Here is a 20,808-nt window from a genome sequence, read left to right on the forward strand (position 1 = left end):
TTAATTAAATAGCCTCAACATTCGCTTTGCTGCGTAATTCACGTAACCAGTTTTCTTGCTCTTCAGCGAACTTTCTCTTGAATATAATTTGATATGCGCGATCTCGTTTTGATTCTTCGGTTGCGTCGGCACTACGCTCGGCTTTTAGTTGAACAATATGCCACCCAAATTGTGTTCTAAATGGCGCACTGTATTCTCCTGGCTCAAGCTGGGCTAAAGCTTCTTGAAATTTAGGTGCGTATTTTTCTGGGTTTGACCAACCTAGCTCTCCGCCTCGTGAACCAGAGCCTGGGTCTTCAGAGTGCTCTTTTGCTAATTCCGAGAAGTCAGCAGTCCCCGCTTTTATGTCAGCAAGGAATTTTTCTAACATACGTTTAGCTTTTTCTTCACTTAAAATAATAGACGGTTTTAGCAAGATATGGCGAGCGTCGACTTCTTTTATTTCAACGGTTTCTCGGCCTCTTACATCTAGAATTTTGATGATGTGGAAGCCCGCGCCAGATTTTAGTGGACCAATGATGTCGCCTGACTTACTGCCTTTAACATTTTCTGCAAACAAAGATGGCATTTCATTGATGCCCATGTACCCCCAGTCTCCACCTTCAAGAGCTTTGGCACCACTCGAAGAGGTGATAGCAACTTGAGCAAAGTCTGCGCCGCCGTCGAGTAACTCGATAACTTTATTAGCAACATCTTTGCGAGCAGTAATATCAGCTTGGGTAGCGTCACTGTCTACATTGATAAGGATGTGACCAATATTAAATTCTTCTTTACTGGTTTGCTGATCGATAATAGCACTTAGAGTTTCTACTTCTTGTGGTGAAATAGAAATTCGACGACGTACATTAGCGCGCATCGTTTCGCTAATCGCTATTTCATCACGAATTTTTTCACGGTGTTGTTCGAAACTCTCGCCTTTTGCAATTACATCGGCACGGTAGGCCTCAATCGTTTTACCTTCGCTTTGAGCAATGCTTTGTAAAACTGAATCAAGGTGTGCGTCACTGATCTGAATGCCCATTCGCTTGGCGAGTTGTAACTGTAAGCTCTCCATAATCAGTTTTTCAAGCGCTTGAGTACGCAAAACTTCGTCATCTGGTAGGCGTTGGTTACTAATCGCAGCCTGTGCTTTGACTTGGTTGACAATTGCTTTTACATCGCCTTCTAATACGACGCCGTCATCGACGATGACTGCCACTTCATCGATTTTCTTTAATTCGGCTTGGGCTAGTGGTGCACTCAGTGCGAAGCCTAATAACAATGCGCTGATCAGAGATTTTTTTAACATATAATCTTCTCGTTATTTTGTAATGAGGTAAGGGCGGCGATAGGCGAAAATACTATCTGAGAACAGCTTAGAAATGTCTGATACTGTTTCTCCTCCCAAACCTTGGAATTTAAAGTTAATACCAACACCGTTCTCGTATCGTACGTTGGCGTTGTTATCGAAATCTGTATTTGTTAGGTCAAGTAATACTTGACGTTGTGCTGATACTTGAATGCTCCAACAACAGGAGCGATATTCAAATCCAATGACACTATCTAAATTAATTTTGCGTTCTGAGTCGTAATGGTAACTCGCGGCTAAAGACCACTGGTCATTTAGTTTGTAACTACCAAATACGCCAGATTGATTAATCGTTGTGTTGGCGACATCTCTAACATACCTGTGGTTAAACTGCACGTTTTTGTCTTCGTCGAGCCAGTAATCTAAAGCAACAAATCCACTTGTCGTTTTTTGTGACTCGCGGTCATACAAAATACCACCATCGATTTGCCAGTTTTTTGAGAGTTGACCAAACACTTCAACGGCAACTGCAGGCTTAGAGCGTTCATCATCAGGATTAGTTCCGGGTTCGATTGATTTATTCGCTAATTTATACACTTGACCAACACCGAAGCGGAAAATTTCTTGGTTATTATTGTTGAATATACTGCTAGAGATACCAACCGTCGCTTGGTTCATGGCAGTAATTCGGTCGATGCTTGAATAGGTCTGGCTTCTGAATAGAGCAAAATAATCTTCTTTTAATCGCTGTGAATCATAAAGGCCTATCTGAGATTGGTCAGACTCTTCTACAAACACATACTGTACTTTTGGTTCAAGTGTCTGACGAACATCTTGGCCAAAGTAACGACCAAACTTTTCAAAGTTTAAGCCAGCCAATAATCGGAATTTACCGACGCCACGGTCGACCGACTGTTCGGTTGGAACCACCTGGTTTGGATCCAAAGTGAGTGATTGAAATGACTGCTGATAGTGAGTAGCTAAATATGACGCACTTGATTCGAGTTGAAAAGCAGGGGTGTAGTACGAGTAGCTCAATTCGGGTTCGATATGACTACGAGTTACTTTGTGCTCTTCAACATACTCATTGGTAAAATGAGTAAAACTGGATCTAACGGCAAACCCGAAACCATTGGTCACTGATGTTGGTGTCCAGTCTAGTTCAAGTTGAGCTGGCACTTTGTATGAAGGGCTATGCATTCCTAGTTCAGTAATGTTTTGACTTAACAAGCGCATAGACAACTTGTCACTGTGATAAGTCAATTGTGCAACATTGTTTAGGTGCGTATCGGCTTTGTGGTGATAGTCACTGTTAAAGTCACTGATATAACTATCATCACTGAGCTCGGTCCATTGAACTTGGAATTGCCATGCATCCGACCACGTTGACTCGTGCTGAACATAACCTAAATAGCGTTCTTCTAATTCAGGGAAGTCTTGGTCTTCATTCATGTACTCTAGTTGCAGGATGTTATAAGACTCTTCTGATAAGTATCGACCATTGAGCTTCATCAACCATCCGCGTTGTGACATATACGTCGGGGTGATAGTGGCATCATAATTACTGGCCAAGTTAAAATAAATCGGTTGAGAATAATAAGCACCCAAACGAGTATTACTGCCAAGTTTTGGGAAAAGTAGACCACTTTTTCTCACATCGGTGATTGGAAAGGTAATGTAAGGTAAATATAAAACGGGGACGTCAGCAATTTTGAAAACGGTGTTCCAAGCTTCTCCCCAGCCTTCTTCTTGACTGATGTTGATCTCACTTGAAGAGAATAGCCAACTAGGGTTGTCTCCAGGGCAGGTTGTAAATGTCGCTTCATTTAAAACTAGGGATGCACTGTTGTCGATCAAAAATGCTTCTGCGGTACCACGACCTGAGTTAAAGCCCAACTCATAATTGGCATTGGTTAAAGCAAAGTCTTTGTTCTTCTCATCAATAAAAATTGACTCACCTTTAACAGAGGCTGTTTGCGAGTTTAATTCGACGTTACCATTGGCGGTGAATTGTGACTCCTGTTCATTAAAAACAGCTCTGTCTGCCAATACGGTTTGATTTTCTTGATAAATAATCACGTTGCCATCGAACTTGATCTGTTGTCCTTGTTGAATGTCAGTGCGGTCACTTTCAACGAGGATCGTATTTTTAGGAACAGACAAGTTTTTGAGAAGTGGGTTATTTTTTTCTTGCGACTGGGCTAGAGTAGCCATTTGACATTCAAAATTAGCGAAGGCCGAGCTAGAGAACAGGCCTAAAATACCGATGCTGATTAAAGTGTTTGCGCTAAATTTCAAGTTTTTGTAGACCTTTAAAGTTACACAATGCCAGGGGCGAGAACGTTGTTAAAATGACAACTTTGATGCAAAAAACGCTGGCGATAAAATAAAAATTAATAACTGATGAATTCTATACGATTTTTTTAAGATATACTACGTGTCAGACCTTGCTAGACGGTATTTTAATTGAACATAAAAGACAAAAAGTAGGAAGAAGTGATAGGAAAAATAGCAGGAACGGTTTTTGGCCTTTTGTTAGTAAGACATTTTATTGGTGGAATTATAGGTTTTGCCATTGGACACTTGTTTGATAGGGCGCTGCAAAGGATAAAAGATAAAGGAAACGTGGAAGCGTTTTTAACCAGTGGCGATAGCAAACAGTCCGTGTTTTTTTATACCACTTTTTCGGTAATGGGACATGTCGCAAAGGCCAGCGGACGAGTCACGCCAGAACACATTCAAACCGCCACCGACTTTATGACGCAAATGCGTTTATCGGACAGCCAAGTTGAGGAGGCCAAAAGCGCATTTCGTGAAGGAAAGCTAATAGGTTTTCCCCTTAAGAAAAAATTACGCCAATTTAAATCTCAGTTCAGTGATCGCAAAGATCTTTGTCAGTTTTTTCTAGAGATCCAGATTCAAACGGCTTATTGCGATGATGTGTTGGAGCAAGCCGAATATGACTTATTGGTCAAAGTCGCAAAGCAACTAGGGTTTAACAAGCGCCAGTTGCAGCAACTAATTGCTATGTGGGAAGCCGAAATTCGCTTTCAAACTTACAAAAAAGCGCAACAAGAAAAATACAAAAAGTATGACAGACGTCAACAATACCGAGAGCATCAAGAGCAGCAACGTCATCAGCAGCAAAGTGCCAGTCAAAATGGTGAGCCGAGCCTATTAGATGCGTATGCGTTACTTGGGGTGGGCGATAGAGACTCAGTTCGAGACATAAAGCGGGCCTATAAACGCTTAATGGCCCAAAACCATCCAGACAAGCTAGTTGCCAAAGGCTTGCCTCCAGAGATGATGGAAGTAGCTAAACAAAAAACACAGGATATTCAAGCGGCTTATGAGATCGTAAAGAAAGCCAGAAAGTTCTGATCTCACTTAAACCCGTGGCTCTGGCTGGACGCAGACGTTGAGTACTCTTTGGGCTGTGCGGCGTAAGTCCTAAACTCCAACTCTGCTCTACATACCAACGGAATACAAAAAGCCGAGTATTTCCTTAATGACACGGCGTTGTTGTCCATGGTAATCATAGTAACTGTTTAACGTGCGTTGGCGATAATCAGTTTTAAAATTCTTACGTGCCATTTTTGCCCGCCACGGTTTATTAGCTGTCACCCACCGGTTGTCCCACGTTTGCGATAAATCCAAAACAGGATAATCACTCATACTTAAAAGCTCGGCAAAGTCTCGATTTGGTTTTGTACCCAAATTATGCGCACTAAGCATGACTAAGGCATCTGGCCGAGGTAGCTTTTGTTCTGCAATTAGGTTAACCATCATAGGGCAGACCTTACCCTCACAAATCATTAGGTAAAATCCAGGGTATTGGCTAGCAAACTCAATACTTGCATTAAGCCTACCTTCCACAAGGTCCTGTAAAGTCTCTAATTCGCTTTCTTTGAGTGCCAAAGGCTGTGAGAAGGTTTTTGTGTAAAAGTCGTTAGTATTTTGTTGATCCGTCTCGGTATCAGTCCCCTCTGAAGAGGCTTCTTCTTGAGAGGCTTCTTCTTGAGAGGCTTGGTTGTCAGACTCAGCATTACCGTTAGGGTTGTTAGCTACATCACTGGTCGACACATCGTCGTTTGGGCTTGAGGATGATTCACTTGGCGTGGCAAGAGATTGATTAAGAATATTTTGTTGCAGGTCTTCATAATTCGGAGAAGTAAGTAACAAACTGGTCCAGCCGTAATCGTTTAATGACTGGTATAAGTTACTTAACGCCGCTTGCTTTAAAATACTTTGATTTACATCCGGCGCCAGAAACGCAATACCGCGTGGTAAACCCGTTGTTTGTTCTTTCAATAGCGTAATGAATGACTCTTCGTTCGCTTGTAATGTTTTGATTTGATGGTCTGGTAAATAGCGTTTTAAGTCTTGCTGAATCCACATTTCATGTTGGACAGGTACATGTTGTTGACTTTGTCGTGCGTCCAAACCGGTCACAAAAAACATAAAACTAATCAACAAAAATGTTTTTATCACGCTAAAATACATAACAAATCTCAATACTTGGTACTCTAAAAATTGTTATCGGCCAATCGAACAATTTCTAAAACCAAATCTCATTTTAAACGTACTTATTAGCCACTGTTGATGTATGTTTGTTTTTTGCAAACTTAATATGTTGCTAACCTAAAATATAGAGAAATACATGAAGTACACAAATAACCCTGACTTTAGCCACGAGCAATCGGACAAAATTGGTGTTTTACTTATTAATTTAGGTACGCCTGATGCACCGACGCCTGGCGCATTAAAACGTTACCTTAAAGAGTTTTTATCTGACCCTCGCGTAGTTGAAGTGCCCAGGTCTATTTGGTGGTTTGTACTAAACGGTATCATTTTACCTTTTCGTTCACGACGTTCAGCTAAAGCTTATAAAACGGTTTGGACAAATGAAGGATCACCGCTTCTAATAAATACCGAGGCGATCGCTAAAGGGGTTGCATCTAAGTTTAATGATCGTCCTGATGTGCTCATTGAGTTTGCAATGCGATACGGTAACCCATCGGTCGAGAGTAAGTTGAACAGCCTACTTAACCAAGGCGCTCGAAAGGTGGTGGTTTTACCGCTTTATCCACAGTATTCGGCAACAACCACGGCGTCGACTTTTGATGCTGTTGCAAACGTTTTAAAACAAACTCGATTTGTACCAGAGTTAAGGTTTGTGAATCACTATACTGATTCAGAAAAGTGGTTAGATGCATTGTCGAACAAAATAAAGAGTCATTGGTCGACTCATGGGCGTGCCGATAAATTGATATTTTCTTATCATGGGATTCCGATGCGTTATTGGCGCAACGGCGACCCGTATGCATGTCAGTGCCATAAAACGACTCGTTTATTGGCAGAAAAGTTAGGACTTGAAAAAGACGAATATATGACGTGTTTCCAGTCTCGTTTTGGGAAAGAGGAATGGGTTAAGCCATACTTAGACGAAACGCTTAAGGGGTTACCTGAACAAGGCGTTAAATCAGTTCAGGTCGTTTGCCCAGGATTTTCAGCAGACTGTCTAGAAACGATCGAAGAGATCGGCGAAGAAAACCATGAGTACTTTATGGAAGCGGGTGGCGAGCGGTACGAGTATATTGAATGTCTAAACGCGGATAACTCACACATTGATGCGTTGGCTGAACTAGTGCAGCAACAAATCAGTGGTTGGTCATTTACGACAACCGATATAGATGCTTTGACAGCCCGCCAAACTAGAGCTGAAAAGGTTAGAACTGATTTGGCTAAGTAGTCATTGGGGCGTCCATGTGTTGGTTTGGACGTCTAAACGTTTAGGTTTCTCTTTGGGTTGTGGTGTGATACCTTACACTTCTATTAACCTTATTTACCTAAGTTTCATTATTTTGGTCTTGCTGTAATAGTGTCGAGCAAAATTAAAGAGGAATCTAATGAACGATAATCATCAATCAGGCTTGGCGTTACTCCCGCTGGGCCTTTTTATTCTGTTGTTTTTAGGAACCGGAATATACCTTCAGATGCAGGGCGTAGACTATGCGTTCTACCAATTACCTGCACCTGTCGCTATTATCCCTGCACTTTTACTCGGGCTTTACTTTAATCGAGTCATTACTCCGACCAAACACACTCTTGAAGACAGTATTGCATTACTCATCAAAGGAATGGGCAACAATAATGTCATGACGATGTGTTTGATATATTTACTTGCCGGTGCCTTTGCTGCGGTCGCAAAGCAAACTGGAGGAGTAGATGCTGTTGTTAATTTGGGTCTTAGTGTTATCCCAAGTGCTTACTTAGTTGCTGGACTATTTGTGATCTCTGCCGTTGTTGCCACAGCGATGGGAACTTCAATGGGCACGATAGGGGCTGTTGCTCCTATTGCATTTGGGGTCGTTGAGATGACAGGGATACCCGCTGAACTTATGGCTGGTGCCATTGTTGGCGGCGCTATGTTCGGTGACAACTTGAGTTTTATTTCTGATACCACAATTGCATCAACAAAAACTCAAGGGGCTGAACTAAAAGACAAATTCAAAGAAAACCTTATATTTGCCTTACCTGCTGCACTTATTGTGTTGGCTATTTATGTATTTTACAGTGGCGCACCGCTTGAAAACGACCTCGCTGGAACAGAAGCAAATGTATGGTTAGCGATACCTTATTTCATGATTATAGTGTTAGCCATTTTGGGTTTAAACGTCTTTGTCGTTTTATTGTTAGGGATTGCTTTATCTGCAGTATTTGGTGCAACTTTTGCCGATTATCAACTCGCGGGGTTGGGTAAGGACATTTATACCGGCTTCGCCAATATGCAGGAAATCTTTTTGTTGAGTTTGTTGGTCGGTGGTCTCAGTGAATTAATGCGTCATCAAGGAGGATTAAACTTTTTGGTGGCTAAGATCAATTCTGTGTTGTTAAAGGTTTCAAAGAAAGGTTTATTTGTTAAAAATCAGATGGCCATCGCAAGCCTTGGCTTGTTAACGAACACGGCCATTGCTAATAATACTGTTGCTATTATTGTGTCAGGTGACTCAGCGAAGAAGCTGGCAGAGCAGGCAGAAATAGAACCAAAGCGAAGCGCGAGCTTGTTAGATATATTCAGTTGCATCACCCAGGGCTTAGTGCCATTTGGTGCTCAAGCCTTACTAGCCGCCGCCACTTTTGGTATTTCACCAATCGAAGTCGTATCAAACGTGTGGTACTGCATGATTCTATTTGCAGTTAGTGTCTTAGTGATGGTGTTAAGAGCTAGACGTTAGCAGCGCAAGAAGAATGCACAAAGCCTAAAAAGGGCAACTTGCAAATAAACAAAAGGGAAGCATTAGCTTCCCTTTTTTGTTAGTTAATGGCCAACGCTTTATTTAGTCAACACCGTCGCGACTGCTTTGGCAACGTAGTCAGCGTTATCTTTGTTAATGCCAGCAATATTAATTCGGCTAGAACCAACTAGATAAATACTAAACTCATCTTTTAGTCTTTGTATTGCATCTTTATCGATACCTAAAAACGAGAACATGCCGTTTTGCTTTGCGATAAACTCGAAGTCTCCAGGGACATTGTGTTCTTTAAACTTCTCAACAATGTAGCTACGTAGGCCGTTGATACGTGTGCGCTTTTCTTCAAGCTCTAACATCCACTCAGCTTTAAGTTCTTTATCAGCAAGGATACGCGCTACAACTTCAGCGCCGTGAGCTGGTGGCATAGAGTAAATAGCACGAATAACACTTAGCGCATTACTGTAAGCTACCTCTGTCGCAGCGGCATCTTTTGCAATCACACTGAATGTTCCAACGCGATCGCGGTATAAACCGAAGTTTTTAGAACAAGAAGCACTAACCAACAGTTCGTCTAATTGAGAAGCCAATAAACGAAGGCCCGCCGCATCCTGATCTAAACCAGCACCAAAGCCTTGGTAAGCAGAGTCGATAAGTACAACAAAGCCTTGTGCTTTCGCTAAATCAGCCACTACTTGCCACTGTTCGATAGTTAAGTCCATACCGCTAGGGTTGTGACAACATGCATGAAGTAGCACAACATCACCAGCAGGTACGGTTTTAAGGGTTGTGACCATTGCATCAAAATCAAGGCTCATGGTGGCAAAATCAAAGTATGGAAATTCTTTAGTCTCGACGCCAGCGGCATTGAAGATGCTGAAATGGTTAGCCCAAGTTGGGCTCGTTACCCAGATGGTTGCGTCGCGGTTGCTGCGTTTAATGAACTCAGCGGCAACACGTAGTGAGCCTGTACCACCTGGTGTTTGAGCTGTTTTAACGCGCTTTTGCTTAATAATGTCATGATCGCCAAAAACCAAGTCGGTCATTAATTCGTTAAACTCTAGATTACCTGCCAGACCTAAGTAAGCTTTTGATGTTTCGTTTTCAAGACGAAGTTTTTCGGCCTTTTTGACCGCTGTCATGACCGGTGTGTCACCACTTTCATTTTTATAGACACCTACACTCAAGTCGACTTTCTTTGGGTTTGTGTCGGCTTTGAATTCGGCCATTAGGCCTAAAATAGGATCGGTAGGAACCGGTTTAAGTTGTTCAAACATGCAAGTCTCTCTTTGCTCTGGTGCCACCAATGAAAGTGGACGGGTTAGCGCAACGTTAACAGCTCAGATAATTTTTCACAGACCGCTGAAAATAATTCTTTTTGTTGGTCATCGAAGCAATTCGTTGCAAAACATTCGACATCTATAATACCAACTATTTTTTGTTCTTCGCTAGCCAAAAGGGCATTTTTATTTTGCGAATCGTGTAAAGCAAAAATAGGTAAACAAAGTTCTGAGTTCACATGAGGATCGCACGTGTAATATTCACCACCATTATTGCGGTACTCAGTTACATCATTGATCACTTTTGATTGGCCGGTAAGTGCAACTGTAACGTTGTTACTCAATGCTGAAAACTCTTCGTTAAGTGGGAATTCTGCACGTGATGGTTTGCCAAAATAGGCAAGTTTTGTGAGGACTTTTTCGTTTTGTTTGTTTTCACGAGCCAAATACACACCAAACCAATCAACGTTGGTTTGAGCTTTGACCCAGTCAACAACACTTTGCACGTCCTTTAATACAGCTAGCTCTTGAGCTTTTAGCTCGCTGTGTAAATTAAATGGAGTTTCGTCTAGTTCGCCAAAGAGTGAACAGGTGCCACCTTCGCCTAACATAGGTACTTGGTATGACAACGACAGCGTAGGTTGGTGTGCATTACACCATAGGTTAAGTTGCTCGTAATAGTGCTGAGCGGCTTCTGATTTAATTAATGCTGACATAGTATTCACCGATTTACCTGATGCTTTTAACATCGAAATAGAACAAATTGACGCGACCCTTTCTAAATGGAAAGGTGTTTAGACGTCTAAACGTCAAGAATCCTATTATAAGACGACTGAGTTGTAAACCAGAAATACCCTTAAATCTGCTAAGTACGGTCAAATAGTTGATAACAAATCGTAACTTGATTTCCTTTTTCGTTATAAGAAACTGATTTTGACAGTTCTCTGATCAATTCATTACCTCGACCAAACGATTGATCATCAGTTGCATCATTTGGGTTGAGTTTTGATGTGTCGAAACCACTACCGCTATCGGTAATATTGATAATGAACATGAAATCATTAGGCGAGTACTTGATGTCAATTTTAATATGACCTTCGGTCAACTCTTCTAACTTGCTTTGTCGAAGAGCGTAATATTCAATAAACCCATCATTTTGGTCTTTGACATTAGAACTCATGCCCAAAATGCCATGCTCTACTGCGTTATTGTAAGCTTCAGAAATTAAGAGGAAAAGTGTCGACTTGTGCCTTTGTACCCCTTTAATACTCGCGATTGTGTCGACTAACTCTTCAATCGGGGAGGCCGTTTTGATTGCCTCAGCGTCTAAGTGTAATTCGTAGTGGTGTGGAAGCTTTGAGTAATTATCTTCAATAATGGTTTTGCTAATAGGTGTAGAATCACAGCGTAACGCTAGCATTGAGATATCATCGTGTTGCTCTTGCTCTCCTTTAAAGTTTTGTAATGCTTCTACTATTGATTCGATATCATTGTTATTCAGATCATTAAGTCGTTGGATAAGTCTCGCTTCACCAAACATCTCGCCGCTCGGGTTAACTAACTCGGTGACCCCGTCAGAGTAAATAAATACTCTGTCTTCTTTAGATACATTTACGTTCGTAGTGTGTGATTCAAATTCATCGTCATCTAACACGCCAAGTGGCATGTGTTGGGCAGACACAATTTCTCTGATACCCGAGTTATCATTAACAATAAAGATATCCGGTGTACCGCCATTCCAGAACGTAACACTCTTACCGCTATGACTCATTTCAATAACCGCCGCGGCGCAAAACATGTCACTTGGAAGTAGGGTAAGGAGTATGGAATTAATTTCAGCGGCTACTTCTCCGACAGAGAGGCCTTTTTTGGTTAGCGCATAAAAAGCCCTAGATACCGGCAATGTACCAATAGCAGAAGCTAAGCCATGACCGGTAAAGTCACCCATCATTATGTACAGATTTCCGGTTGGACCCAGGTTTGTCAGCATAATGTCACCGTTAAACATGGCGGCAGGTGACAAATAGAAGTCGATTAAATCTGGGGCGTGATAATTACCTTGTAAGGCTCGATTAAAAATATGCTCGACAATCTGAAATTCTCGTTCGGTTTGAAGGCGGTAGTAATCGAGCTGCTTTTTTTGTTCGAATGTTTTTTTACTAAGTTCACGTATTCTGGCGTGCGCTTTGATTTTGGCAGCAAGAATAACTTGGTCAAATGGCTTACTTAAAAAGTCATCCCCTCCAACTTCTAAGCAGCGTTTTAGGCTTTCTTGATCATCAAGGGCGGTTAAGAAAATGATAGGCAAGTAGACATCGGCTGACAGCTTTTTAAGTTTTGGCGCGGCCGTGAAACCGTCCATTACAGGCATCAATGCATCGAGTAAAACAATGTCAGGGTCGTTGTGTGTAAAAGCCTCTAACGCTTCTAAACCATTGGCCGCCGTGATGACCTTATAATTCTCCTTTTCCAAACTACGGGAAAGAATGGTTCGGTTAATTTGTTGATCATCAACGACTAAAATTTGTAGTGACATGAGGAATGTCCGTATTAATCAATGTCAAATTTCTTATCAAAACGCGAGATTTGGAGGATTTTCTTTATTTGTGGTCGACAGTTGGAAATTTTGAAGTTGTCAACCTTGTCAGACAATAGCTTTTGCATATTTAGTAGCATACCTAAAGCAGAACTATCCATGTATTCCGTTTCTCGTAGGTCTACAACTACCGTTTCGGTATCATTTGTGACGTTTGCATAAGCCAGTCTGAAGTCTTGGACCAAATTGAAGTCGAACTTTCCTTTAATTTGCATGATGAACGTCTTGCCATCAGTTGAGGTCGAAGTTACTAAACTCATAAAGCTTTCCTTTAAATAGAAGAAATAAAATACATTTGGGTTTGAGTGCTAAACTTACAGGGAACGATGATTATTTAGATAACCCTCAAACAGCATAACACTTACCTGTAATGTTTATAGACTAAAAGGTCTTGGGTTACAAATCTTAAGTACTGAGATAAAAGCATTTTTAAATAAAAAAAGGTGTGCTAAATTTCGCCCCGTTTTATGTATATGAGGTCTCAAAATGTCAGATTGGCAAAGTCAATTAAGTAAATTGGTTTATTCAACAGACCAAGGACGAATCGAAGATGAGCCAGAAGCGCCAGAGGTTATCGGTGAGGCTTATGCAGATGGACATTTGCGAATACAGCGTCAAACAAAAGGGCGTAAAGGCAAAGGCGTTTGTATCATTAGTGGTATAGAGTTAGCGCCAGAAGAATTTAAAAAACTTGCTCAGAATATCAAGAAAAAATGCGGAAAAGGTGGCGCGGTCAAAGACGGAACGATCGAAATTCAGGGAGATGATCGCGAACAACTAAAAACGATTTTAGAATCGATGGGTTACAAATGTAAACTCGCCGGTGGTTAGTTTTTAAAAGTTCCAGTTAGCATTGAGTTGAATAGCAGTACAATAAAAGAGAATAAAAGCTATGTCCGATTTAGCACCAAGTGATTTATCAATATTAATTGTTGAGCCGTCAAGAACTCAACAAAAGTTCATTGCCAAGCAGTTGGCAAAAGAAGACATTGTTAATGTCGATTTTGCAGATGGAATAGAAGCAGCGCTTCAAATGATCAAAAACACAGAACCTGATCTGGTCACCAGTGCTATGTATTTTGAAGATGGTACGGCTCTGGATTTAGTGAAGAAGTTAAAGAACACAGAGGAAATGGCCGACATTCCTTTTATGTTGGTATCAAGTGAATCGAATAAAGAGCAGCTTGAAAACTTCAGACAATCAGGCGTCGTGGCTATTTTACCAAAGCCATTTACACCTGAGCATTTAGGTACGGCAATCAATTCAACCATTGATCTACTCAGTGCTGACGAATTGCAATTGTCTTACTTTGATATTAAGTCGGTACGTGTTTTAGTGGTTGATGACAGTCGAATGGCGCGTAATTTTATCACTCGAGTATTGAATAATTTAGGTATTGATTTAATTACGCAGGTTTGTGATGGTTCTGAAGCAATTGAAGTACTTCAGAATGAAATGTTCGACTTGGTCGTGACGGACTACAACATGCCTGAAGTCAATGGTGAGGAGCTAACGAGGTTTATCCGAACTCAAAGCGGCCAATCTCATCTGCCAATTCTAATGGTGAGCTCAGAAGCCAACGAGACACATTTGGCTAACATAGAACAGGCAGGTGTTAATGCGCTTTGTGACAAGCCATTCGAGTCTGATAATGTACGCCGTATTTTATATAATTTATTAGAAGGTGAGGACTAAAATCTTGCCAATGGACTTAAGGTTCAACCTTGAAGATGCCAGTCAAGTGACAATAGGTGCATTTGCACTGGCAGTCCCTATTTCATTTTCTGAAGAAGCATGGAAGTTAGGGGCGACACTCCCGCTCGAAAATCTACTTTTAGTCTTTGTTCTTTCAATTTTGTTTTTGGGACTGTTTGCATACAACAGTGTTTTTCAAGGCAATATCAAATATCGTATTCCGGTGTTTTTGTGGCGAATTGCTATCGCTTACTTGTTGGCAGCCCTAGTGGTTGGTTTGGTTTTATTATCGCTAGATAAGCTCCCACTACTAAGCGAGCCTATAGTTGCCTTTAAACGTCTAATCGTGATCACAATGCCTGCGTCAATGGGCGCTATAATCGTCGATAGTTTTGACAAAGAGTGACCCCCTTTTTATAAAGGCCTTGCTTGTGTTACTATCTTGCGCTTTCTAACACGTAAATTTAAGAGAGAACTATGTCTCAATATACAACTGTAGAACAGCAAGCTAGTTACGGTATTGGCCGTCAAATCGGTGACCAAGTAGCAAGCAATCCATTTGAAGGTCTAGATGCAAATGCCGTAGCACAAGGTGTTATTGATGCATTAGAAGGTAAAGAAATGGCCGTTGCTGTTGAAGATCTACGTACAGCATTTGGCGTGATCAATGAGCGTATGCAAGCAGCTCAAGCTGAACGTGCTAAAGAAGCATCTGCTGAAGGTCAAAAATTCCTAGACGAAAACGCGAAGCGCGAAGGCGTTACAGTTACTGAGTCTGGTCTTCAGTACGAAGTAATTACAGAAGGTTCAGGTGAGAAGCCAACAGCAGCAAGCACAGTTAAAACTCATTACCACGGTACATTAATCGACGGTACTGTATTTGATAGCTCTTATGACCGTGGCGAACCAGTTGAGTTCCCAGTGGGCGGCGTTATCAAAGGCTGGACTGAAGCTCTACAAATGATGACAGTTGGTTCAAAATGGCGTTTAGCAATTCCTTACGAACTAGCATACGGTGAGCAAGGTGCCGGTGGTGCGATTGGTCCATTCCAAACACTAGTATTTGACGTTGAGTTATTAGAAATCGTAGCTTAATCAAAGTACTAAACGTTTTTGTTCAATATTGATCATTGCTCAATAGTTGAATAAATCGTTATTGAAAAAGAGAGCTTAGGCTCTCTTTTTTTGTTGTGCTGCTGTGAGACGTTAGTTTGCTCAGTTATTTGTAAGTGAGCGGAAGTCGCTGGTTCAAGTAAAATAAATGCTGCTAGTTAGACTGTTATATTCAGCATTAGACAATTTCTCTTTCAAAGTCGCCACTTTGCGGTACAAACCTGTATTCATCACTCCAAGCATCTGCATTTAATACAATTTGTTCTATTGCTTGCACGATAAACAACGCTTCATTATCTGTATTTGTTGGGTGAAGTGAAATTCTTACCCAGCCAGGTTTATTAGACAAATTGCCACGGTTGATTTCGTTAACTATTTTTTGTGATTGCTGCTGACTCACGTTTAGTAAAGTATGACCGTATGTGCCAGCACAACTGCAACCTCCTCGACTTTGAATGCCAAACTTGTCGTCGAGTAAGCGAACGATTAAGTTGTGATGTAAACCTTCGATATAAAAGGATACGATGCAAAGCCTTTGTTTTACCTCTGGCTCTAATAAAGAGAGCGAGGGAATCGCAGCTAATCCATCGAATAAAATTTGCAAGAGTTCAGATTCACGTTGCTGAATATTAGCAACACCCATTTGCTCCTTTAATTCTATTGCTTTGGCGGTCTTTATTACTTGCAGAAACGGTGGTGTCCCGCCATCCTCTCGTCGCTCAATATCTTCGAAGAAGGCTTGTTGGCCCCATGGGTTTGTCCATTTTACCGTTCCACCACCAGGTTTATCTGGGGCTGTGTGACTGAGTTGATATAACTTTTTGTTAAACACCAATACTCCGGCGGAGCCTGGCCCTCCTAAAAACTTGTGGGGAGAAAAATAAATAGCATCGATATGCTCAAGTGGGTCACTTGGCATCATATCTATATCTACATATGGAGCTGAGCAAGCATAGTCAATAAAGCAAACACCGCCGTTCAAGTGCATCGTTCTAGCTAGGCGACGTACGTTCGTATGGATGCCTGTAACATTGCTGCAAGCGGTAAATGCCCCAATTTTAACCTTTCGGCTTTGGTAAGATTTGAGTTGTTGTTCCAAATCGTCATAACAAGGCTGGCCACCAAGCCCACGTTTAATAACGACAACATCTACGTCACACGTATTCCAGCTTGTATGGTTGGAGTGGTGCTCCATATGTGACACAAAAACGACTGGAAGATTGTTTTTATCATTAGAACGAAAGAAAGTGATAAGTCTACCTAAAATACCAGCTTTTGCTGGTTGTTTTTTGCTCATTGAGTTTGACTTGGACTTAGTTAAGTTAAGCAGTCGTTGCAATTTTACAATGGCGCTTGTTGCACCCGCTCCACAGTTGATCAATGCGTAGTCATCACTGGCATTCACGTGACGTTTGATTAACTGTCTTGCTTGTTTGTAATAATTACCAATTACTCGACCTGTGTGTGTATTCTCTGTATGAGGGTTGGCAACGTAAGGACCAATTTCATTGGTAAGCTGGTTTTCAATTGGTCTATACAATCGCCCACTTGCCGTCCAATCTGCGTACAGAATTTGACCGGACTGATTCGGGTGGGTTAGATCATTACCAATGATATCCACTCTAAATTTATTGAAATAATTTTCCAATTTTAATACCTGTAATGAAGTTATATTCTTTTAGGGGGTTATTATGATTCTAATCGGCAGGAATGTTTTTGTTATTTTTACAGGCATAAAAAAAGCCTTTGAAAAATTATTTCTCAAAGGCTGATTTGGAGGAATAGGATTCTTTAGTGTGAGCTTTTGTTACTAACTGTATGCTAAAGGTACTTCAGTTGAGTATTTCATTTGCTCCATAGCAAAACTAGAACTCACGTCGCTGAAACCAGCTTGACGAATAAGGCGTTGATAAAACTCATCATAAGCTTTCATGTCCGGTACTAGTACCTTCATCAGGTAATCCGTTTCACCACTTAACCTGTAAAATTCAATGATTTCTGTAGAGCTGTTAGCGAAGTCATCAACCAATTTTGCCCAATCAGGCGTATGCTGATTCGTCTTTAAACTAACAAAAACAGTTAAGCCAACGTTGAGTTTTTCTGGGTCAAGTAAAGCGACGCGCTTTCGGATCACGCCACTTTGCTCAAGTTGCTGAATTCGACGCCAACAAGGTGTCTGTGATAAGCCGATTTGCTCTGAAATTTCCGCTAATGACATGGAGCCATCGTTTTGCAAGAGTGAGAGAATGTGTCTGTCAAAGCTATCCATATTTTTCGTCCTTCTCCAAATAGGAATAATATCTACTGTGTTTGTTATAGTAACCATTAAATTCTATTTGGAGAATCCCCTCTATCTCAAAATCCAGACTGCTCATCGTACCAATCGGTCGGTAAGTCAGACTTTCTGCCACTTTAAAGCGGTTGTTAATTTTTGTGACCAATTGTAACTCACATTTTTATCATCACTGACAACCACAATATTGGCATTTAAGGTGTCAAACATAGTGCCATTGTAGCCATCCTGCGCCGCGCTATATTGAGGCTCCAATCCCGCTGACTTAGGGATGACAAAAACAGTGACGTCTTTACCATTGTCGTTCATAACAACATGTAAACTGCGCGTGCCCTCAAATGTACAAAAGCTCACAAATTTTATTTGTGCTAATTGATCAATTAACTGCCCACCAAAATAAGCTAACTTTTCATTAAGTTGGTCGAGTGTCGCTTCACCATCACTCGGAATATGATCTAGTTCTGAGGTCATGTGCGCGATAGCATGACCAACAATGCCTTGGTGGCTAATCCCTTGTAGCTGTGGCGCGTATTGAATCACTCCAACGGTAATACCAAAAGCCGCCACGATAGACGCAGCAAGCGCAAAGTGTGATTTGAACTGACGTTTCTTTGTTTGTTGCTGATTTATTCCTTGACGCAATAAAATGCGCTCCGAAAAGTTATCCGGTACATCGACCTTAAATGCTTGTTCTAGTTTTTCATCAAACTGAAGTAAATCAGCTTTAAAATTCGCTTTATTTTTATCTGCTTTACACGCTTCAACAACCTCAGAAGAGTTATCAGAAGGATCTGCATATAATTTTCTACGGAAAGTTAACTCATCCATTTTGAACTCCTCGTTGTTGAGTAGTGTTTTCAAGCGCATCTTTGAGTTGATTACGGGCTCTAAAGAGGCGTGTCATTACGGTATTTCGATTGAGTTCTAAAATATTAGCTATTTCATCACCGGAAAACCCACCGACGACTTGTAATAGCAAAGGTTCACGATATTCGGCCTCAAGTTTGAATATTTGGCGACGAAGCAATTGAATTTCCATGTCTTCTTCCGAACTATTAACGTGAGTGTCAGCGACGTCGTTATCATCGATATCGACGAGGTCAAACTGTTTGCGTTCAAATCGGCGAGCATTTTCTCGACGGAGTATTGTTATGAGCCAAGATTTAGCTGCGCTTTCATCTTTTAATGAATCCAGTGAGCGCCAAGCGCGTAAAAACGTTTCCTGGACAATATCCTCTACGACGTTTGCATCTTTACAGAGCCAATAGCCATAGCGATATAAGTCTTTGCTGTACGCTCTAACTAACGCTTCATATGTAAGGTATTTTGTTTTCATGACAGAGTAGACCTTCAGAGGCTCAAAAAAATTCCACATTAAGTTCGACAAATGTTTAAATGCTTATAAATCCATTGAAATTTGCAGTGTCTACGTCACACTGCAATGTTCTTTACCAAAAATCTAACGAAAATAAGCGCCAATGACGAAAGTAAATGTTGTATCAAAAATAAGTTTACGTTCACTTTTTGAAATAAAAAAACAATCAAAGTTATGGAAGCCATTTTGGCGCCCGCTACTAAGTGTTGGCGATAAAATTATGGCATTGGATAAGTTGGATGAACTGTATCGCAATAGTCATTTACCTGGACTAGATAAACAAGATTTTAGTCGAGAATTGTTACGATTTTTGAAAACCCCTCTCATGGGCGCCACAGATCTCAAAAAACAATTACCAATTGAAGGTGCTTGTATTGTGGTGTCCAATCACCCTTTTGGCTGTTTAGAAGGCGTTGGGTTGGCCTACGAAGTTGGCCGTCTTAGGCCTGACGTAAAAGTGTTGGCAAATAAAGCGCTTTCTATGTTCAAAGAACTCGAAACGCAATTTATTTTTATTGATCCCTTAAAGCCTAAAAACCCGGCCAATATGGCAGCACTTAGAGCCTGCCGACAACATTTAAATGACGGTGGCGTGCTGGTTGTTTTTCCTAGTGGGAAAGTCGCTGAGTATGAATCAGCACGTCGTCGAGTTTGTGATGGTGATTGGAACCGAGTTGCGGCACAACTTGCCAAAGGTACCGACTCACCAGTTCTACCCGTCTTCTTCGAAGGGCAAAACAGTAGAACCTTTATAAACTTGGCGCGAATATGGTCTAAAACCAAACTTTTGATGATGTTTCGCGAAATAACAAAGCGTCGTGGCACGCCGATTCAAATGCGAGTGGGTCAACGCTTAGATACTCCTTTACTCGCGAAGCTTAAATCTGTGGACGTTATTAATGATTATATCCGTTTGCAGGCTCACCTGTTGGACTCTCGTTATGAATACATGTGGCCAGATGATGTAATCGATACTATGCAACCACTGGCTAAACCGACAGATAAATCGCTGATACAGCTCGAGTTAGATGCATTGCCAAAATCACAGCAACTTCTGGAATACAAAGGCTTTTCAGTGTTTTATGGCTATCAAAATCAATTGCCTAACATTGTTAATGAAATAGCAAGACAGAGAGAGCGGGTGTTTAGAGAGCACAACGAAGGCTCAGGCGAACCCATTGATACTGATGGTTTTGATGCAACATATACTCACTTGTTTATTGTTGAGCAAAGCAGTTTGGAAATCATAGGTGCCTATCGAATGGGACAGACAGATAAGCTGTTGCAGAAATTTGGAATGAAGGGATTGTACCTCGCCAAAATGTTTGATTTTAAACCCGGCTTTATAAACCAGACCGAGCCATGTTTAGAAATGGGGCGCTCATTTATTGTTCCCGAACACCAACGAAGTTTTTATGGCTTGTTTTTATTGTGGCGTGGAATAGGGGAGTTTGTTGTTCGGCATCCGCAGTATCGCACTTTGTATGGCACCGTTTCTCTTAGTAAGCTATATCGCCCTGAATCGGTCGAAGCTATTCGTCAGGTGGTGACTCAGCCAAGTGACCAAGTTTCGGCTAAAACACCTTTTAATGTACCGATCAACCCCGAATTGACAGAGTTTTTTACTAAACATCGAGACCAAGATAGGGTATTATCCGCCGTCGTCAAAGGCTGGGAACGAGATAGTAAAGATGTTCCGGTACTGATGAAACAATATCAAAAGATGGCTGCTCGATTTTATTGCATTGGCATAGATGAAAGCTTTAACGATACACCAGGCATGTTACTTAGCGTACACCTGCCTAGTGCACCGAGCCGTTCATTAAAGCAATATTTAGCGGATGGTCTAGAGTCATATCTGAACTATCAAGCTAACTAGCATTTTGGTTTTCATTCCCCAATAAAAAATATGTA

Annotated in this window: 19 protein-coding genes; 8 read left to right on the top strand and 11 right to left on the bottom strand. The window is 41.2% G+C overall.

The window, feature by feature from the left end; genetic code table 11:
• Positions 1-4: 4 nt before the first annotated feature.
• Positions 5-1,288 (bottom strand): peptidylprolyl isomerase SurA, encoded by a 1,284-nt coding sequence (surA, locus tag AC4E96_RS01640; protein ID WP_490254708.1) that lies wholly within the window; start codon positions 1,286-1,288, stop codon positions 5-7.
• A gap of 12 nt (positions 1,289-1,300) precedes the next feature.
• Entirely contained in the window at positions 1,301-3,502 is a 2,202-nt protein-coding gene (locus AC4E96_RS01645) for an LPS-assembly protein LptD (RefSeq protein ID WP_490254709.1), read from the bottom strand.
• 282 nt (positions 3,503-3,784) lie between these two features.
• On the opposite strand from AC4E96_RS01645, the gene djlA reads away from it, so the two are divergent.
• Positions 3,785-4,669 carry a co-chaperone DjlA gene (gene djlA / locus AC4E96_RS01650; RefSeq protein WP_488033171.1) on the top strand — a complete coding sequence of 295 codons (885 nt, stop codon included), beginning with the start codon at positions 3,785-3,787 and terminating at the stop codon, positions 4,667-4,669.
• An 87-nt stretch (positions 4,670-4,756) separates the two neighbouring features.
• Here djlA and AC4E96_RS01655 read toward each other — a convergent pair whose 3' ends face one another.
• Entirely contained in the window at positions 4,757-5,749 is a 993-nt protein-coding gene (locus AC4E96_RS01655; protein WP_490254710.1) for a DUF3530 family protein, read from the bottom strand.
• 199 nt (positions 5,750-5,948) lie between these two features.
• Between AC4E96_RS01655 and hemH the strand changes: the two genes are divergently transcribed.
• Positions 5,949-7,040, top strand: a complete 1,092-nt coding sequence (hemH, locus tag AC4E96_RS01660) for a ferrochelatase (protein WP_490254711.1) — start codon at positions 5,949-5,951, stop codon at positions 7,038-7,040.
• A 157-nt stretch (positions 7,041-7,197) separates the two neighbouring features.
• Positions 7,198-8,526 (top strand): Na+/H+ antiporter NhaC family protein, encoded by a 1,329-nt coding sequence (locus AC4E96_RS01665; protein ID WP_490254712.1) that lies wholly within the window; start codon positions 7,198-7,200, stop codon positions 8,524-8,526.
• 98 nt (positions 8,527-8,624) lie between these two features.
• On the opposite strand, the gene AC4E96_RS01670 is transcribed toward AC4E96_RS01665, so the two are convergent.
• From AC4E96_RS01670 to AC4E96_RS01685, 4 genes are all read right to left on the bottom strand, one after another.
• A complete protein-coding gene (locus AC4E96_RS01670; RefSeq protein WP_488033166.1) occupies positions 8,625-9,818 on the bottom strand; it encodes an amino acid aminotransferase in 1,194 nt (397 codons plus the stop codon).
• Positions 9,819-9,862: 44 nt separating this feature from the next.
• On the bottom strand, positions 9,863-10,537 hold the full coding sequence (locus AC4E96_RS01675; protein ID WP_488033165.1) for a GAF domain-containing protein: 675 nt from the start codon (positions 10,535-10,537) through the stop codon (positions 9,863-9,865).
• A 149-nt stretch (positions 10,538-10,686) separates the two neighbouring features.
• Positions 10,687-12,357, bottom strand: coding sequence for an ATP-binding SpoIIE family protein phosphatase (locus AC4E96_RS01680; protein WP_490254713.1), 1,671 nt, complete (start codon positions 12,355-12,357; stop codon positions 10,687-10,689).
• Between the two features lie 14 nt (positions 12,358-12,371).
• Positions 12,372-12,677 carry an STAS domain-containing protein gene (locus tag AC4E96_RS01685; protein WP_488033163.1) on the bottom strand — a complete coding sequence of 102 codons (306 nt, stop codon included), beginning with the start codon at positions 12,675-12,677 and terminating at the stop codon, positions 12,372-12,374.
• 226 nt (positions 12,678-12,903) lie between these two features.
• Between AC4E96_RS01685 and yciH the strand changes: the two genes are divergently transcribed.
• The 4 genes from yciH (at position 12,904) to bamJ (ending at position 15,208) form a co-directional block, all read left to right on the top strand.
• The gene (gene yciH, locus AC4E96_RS01690; protein ID WP_488033162.1) at positions 12,904-13,248 is read left to right on the top strand and encodes a stress response translation initiation inhibitor YciH; all 345 of its coding nucleotides are present in this window, start codon (positions 12,904-12,906) and stop codon (positions 13,246-13,248) included.
• Positions 13,249-13,309: 61 nt separating this feature from the next.
• The gene (locus tag AC4E96_RS01695) at positions 13,310-14,113 is read left to right on the top strand and encodes a response regulator (RefSeq protein ID WP_488033161.1); all 804 of its coding nucleotides are present in this window, start codon (positions 13,310-13,312) and stop codon (positions 14,111-14,113) included.
• 10 nt (positions 14,114-14,123) lie between these two features.
• Positions 14,124-14,519 carry a DUF2391 family protein gene (locus AC4E96_RS01700; RefSeq protein ID WP_488033160.1) on the top strand — a complete coding sequence of 132 codons (396 nt, stop codon included), beginning with the start codon at positions 14,124-14,126 and terminating at the stop codon, positions 14,517-14,519.
• A 71-nt stretch (positions 14,520-14,590) separates the two neighbouring features.
• Positions 14,591-15,208 (top strand): BamJ family beta-barrel-assembly machinery protein, encoded by a 618-nt coding sequence (bamJ, locus tag AC4E96_RS01705; protein WP_488033159.1) that lies wholly within the window; start codon positions 14,591-14,593, stop codon positions 15,206-15,208.
• A gap of 196 nt (positions 15,209-15,404) precedes the next feature.
• Here the strand turns inward: bamJ and AC4E96_RS01710 are convergent, their stop codons facing one another.
• The 4 genes from AC4E96_RS01710 to AC4E96_RS01725 form a co-directional block, all read right to left on the bottom strand.
• Entirely contained in the window at positions 15,405-16,874 is a 1,470-nt protein-coding gene (locus AC4E96_RS01710; protein WP_490254714.1) for an aminotransferase class V-fold PLP-dependent enzyme, read from the bottom strand.
• Between the two features lie 162 nt (positions 16,875-17,036).
• Positions 17,037-17,495 carry an Lrp/AsnC family transcriptional regulator gene (locus AC4E96_RS01715; RefSeq protein WP_488033157.1) on the bottom strand — a complete coding sequence of 153 codons (459 nt, stop codon included), beginning with the start codon at positions 17,493-17,495 and terminating at the stop codon, positions 17,037-17,039.
• A 126-nt stretch (positions 17,496-17,621) separates the two neighbouring features.
• Positions 17,622-18,347, bottom strand: a complete 726-nt coding sequence (locus tag AC4E96_RS01720; protein ID WP_488033156.1) for a DUF3379 family protein — start codon at positions 18,345-18,347, stop codon at positions 17,622-17,624.
• Positions 18,340-18,894 (bottom strand): sigma-70 family RNA polymerase sigma factor, encoded by a 555-nt coding sequence (locus AC4E96_RS01725; RefSeq protein WP_488033155.1) that lies wholly within the window; start codon positions 18,892-18,894, stop codon positions 18,340-18,342. Before AC4E96_RS01725 ends, AC4E96_RS01720 begins: the two co-directional genes overlap by 8 nt.
• A gap of 220 nt (positions 18,895-19,114) precedes the next feature.
• Here AC4E96_RS01725 and AC4E96_RS01730 point away from each other — a divergent pair, with 220 nt between their 5' ends.
• Positions 19,115-20,773: a bifunctional lysophospholipid acyltransferase family protein/GNAT family N-acetyltransferase gene (locus AC4E96_RS01730; protein ID WP_490254715.1), complete on the top strand. Its 1,659-nt coding sequence runs from the start codon at positions 19,115-19,117 to the stop codon at positions 20,771-20,773.
• Positions 20,774-20,808: the final 35 nt, after the last annotated feature.

It is taken from the genome of Psychrosphaera sp., assembly GCF_982872775.1.

Coding starts and splice junctions, on each gene's coding strand:
- surA (WP_490254708.1), bottom strand. CDS start 1,288: ATGTTAAAAAAATCTCTGATCAGCGCATTGTTATTAGGCTTCGCACTG.
- AC4E96_RS01645 (WP_490254709.1), bottom strand. CDS start 3,502: ATGGCTACTCTAGCCCAGTCGCAAGAAAAAAATAACCCACTTCTCAAA.
- AC4E96_RS01655 (WP_490254710.1), bottom strand. CDS start 5,749: ATGTTTTTTGTGACCGGTTTGGACGCACGACAAAGTCAACAACATGTA.
- hemH (WP_490254711.1), top strand. CDS start 5,949: ATGAAGTACACAAATAACCCTGACTTTAGCCACGAGCAATCGGACAAA.
- AC4E96_RS01665 (WP_490254712.1), top strand. CDS start 7,198: ATGAACGATAATCATCAATCAGGCTTGGCGTTACTCCCGCTGGGCCTT.
- AC4E96_RS01670 (WP_488033166.1), bottom strand. CDS start 9,818: ATGTTTGAACAACTTAAACCGGTTCCTACCGATCCTATTTTAGGCCTA.
- AC4E96_RS01675 (WP_488033165.1), bottom strand. CDS start 10,537: ATGTCAGCATTAATTAAATCAGAAGCCGCTCAGCACTATTACGAGCAA.
- AC4E96_RS01680 (WP_490254713.1), bottom strand. CDS start 12,357: ATGTCACTACAAATTTTAGTCGTTGATGATCAACAAATTAACCGAACC.
- AC4E96_RS01685 (WP_488033163.1), bottom strand. CDS start 12,677: ATGAGTTTAGTAACTTCGACCTCAACTGATGGCAAGACGTTCATCATG.
- yciH (WP_488033162.1), top strand. CDS start 12,904: ATGTCAGATTGGCAAAGTCAATTAAGTAAATTGGTTTATTCAACAGAC.
- AC4E96_RS01695 (WP_488033161.1), top strand. CDS start 13,310: ATGTCCGATTTAGCACCAAGTGATTTATCAATATTAATTGTTGAGCCG.
- AC4E96_RS01700 (WP_488033160.1), top strand. CDS start 14,124: ATGGACTTAAGGTTCAACCTTGAAGATGCCAGTCAAGTGACAATAGGT.
- bamJ (WP_488033159.1), top strand. CDS start 14,591: ATGTCTCAATATACAACTGTAGAACAGCAAGCTAGTTACGGTATTGGC.
- AC4E96_RS01715 (WP_488033157.1), bottom strand. CDS start 17,495: ATGGATAGCTTTGACAGACACATTCTCTCACTCTTGCAAAACGATGGC.
- AC4E96_RS01720 (WP_488033156.1), bottom strand. CDS start 18,347: ATGGATGAGTTAACTTTCCGTAGAAAATTATATGCAGATCCTTCTGAT.
- AC4E96_RS01725 (WP_488033155.1), bottom strand. CDS start 18,894: ATGTGGAATTTTTTTGAGCCTCTGAAGGTCTACTCTGTCATGAAAACA.
- AC4E96_RS01730 (WP_490254715.1), top strand. CDS start 19,115: ATGGCATTGGATAAGTTGGATGAACTGTATCGCAATAGTCATTTACCT.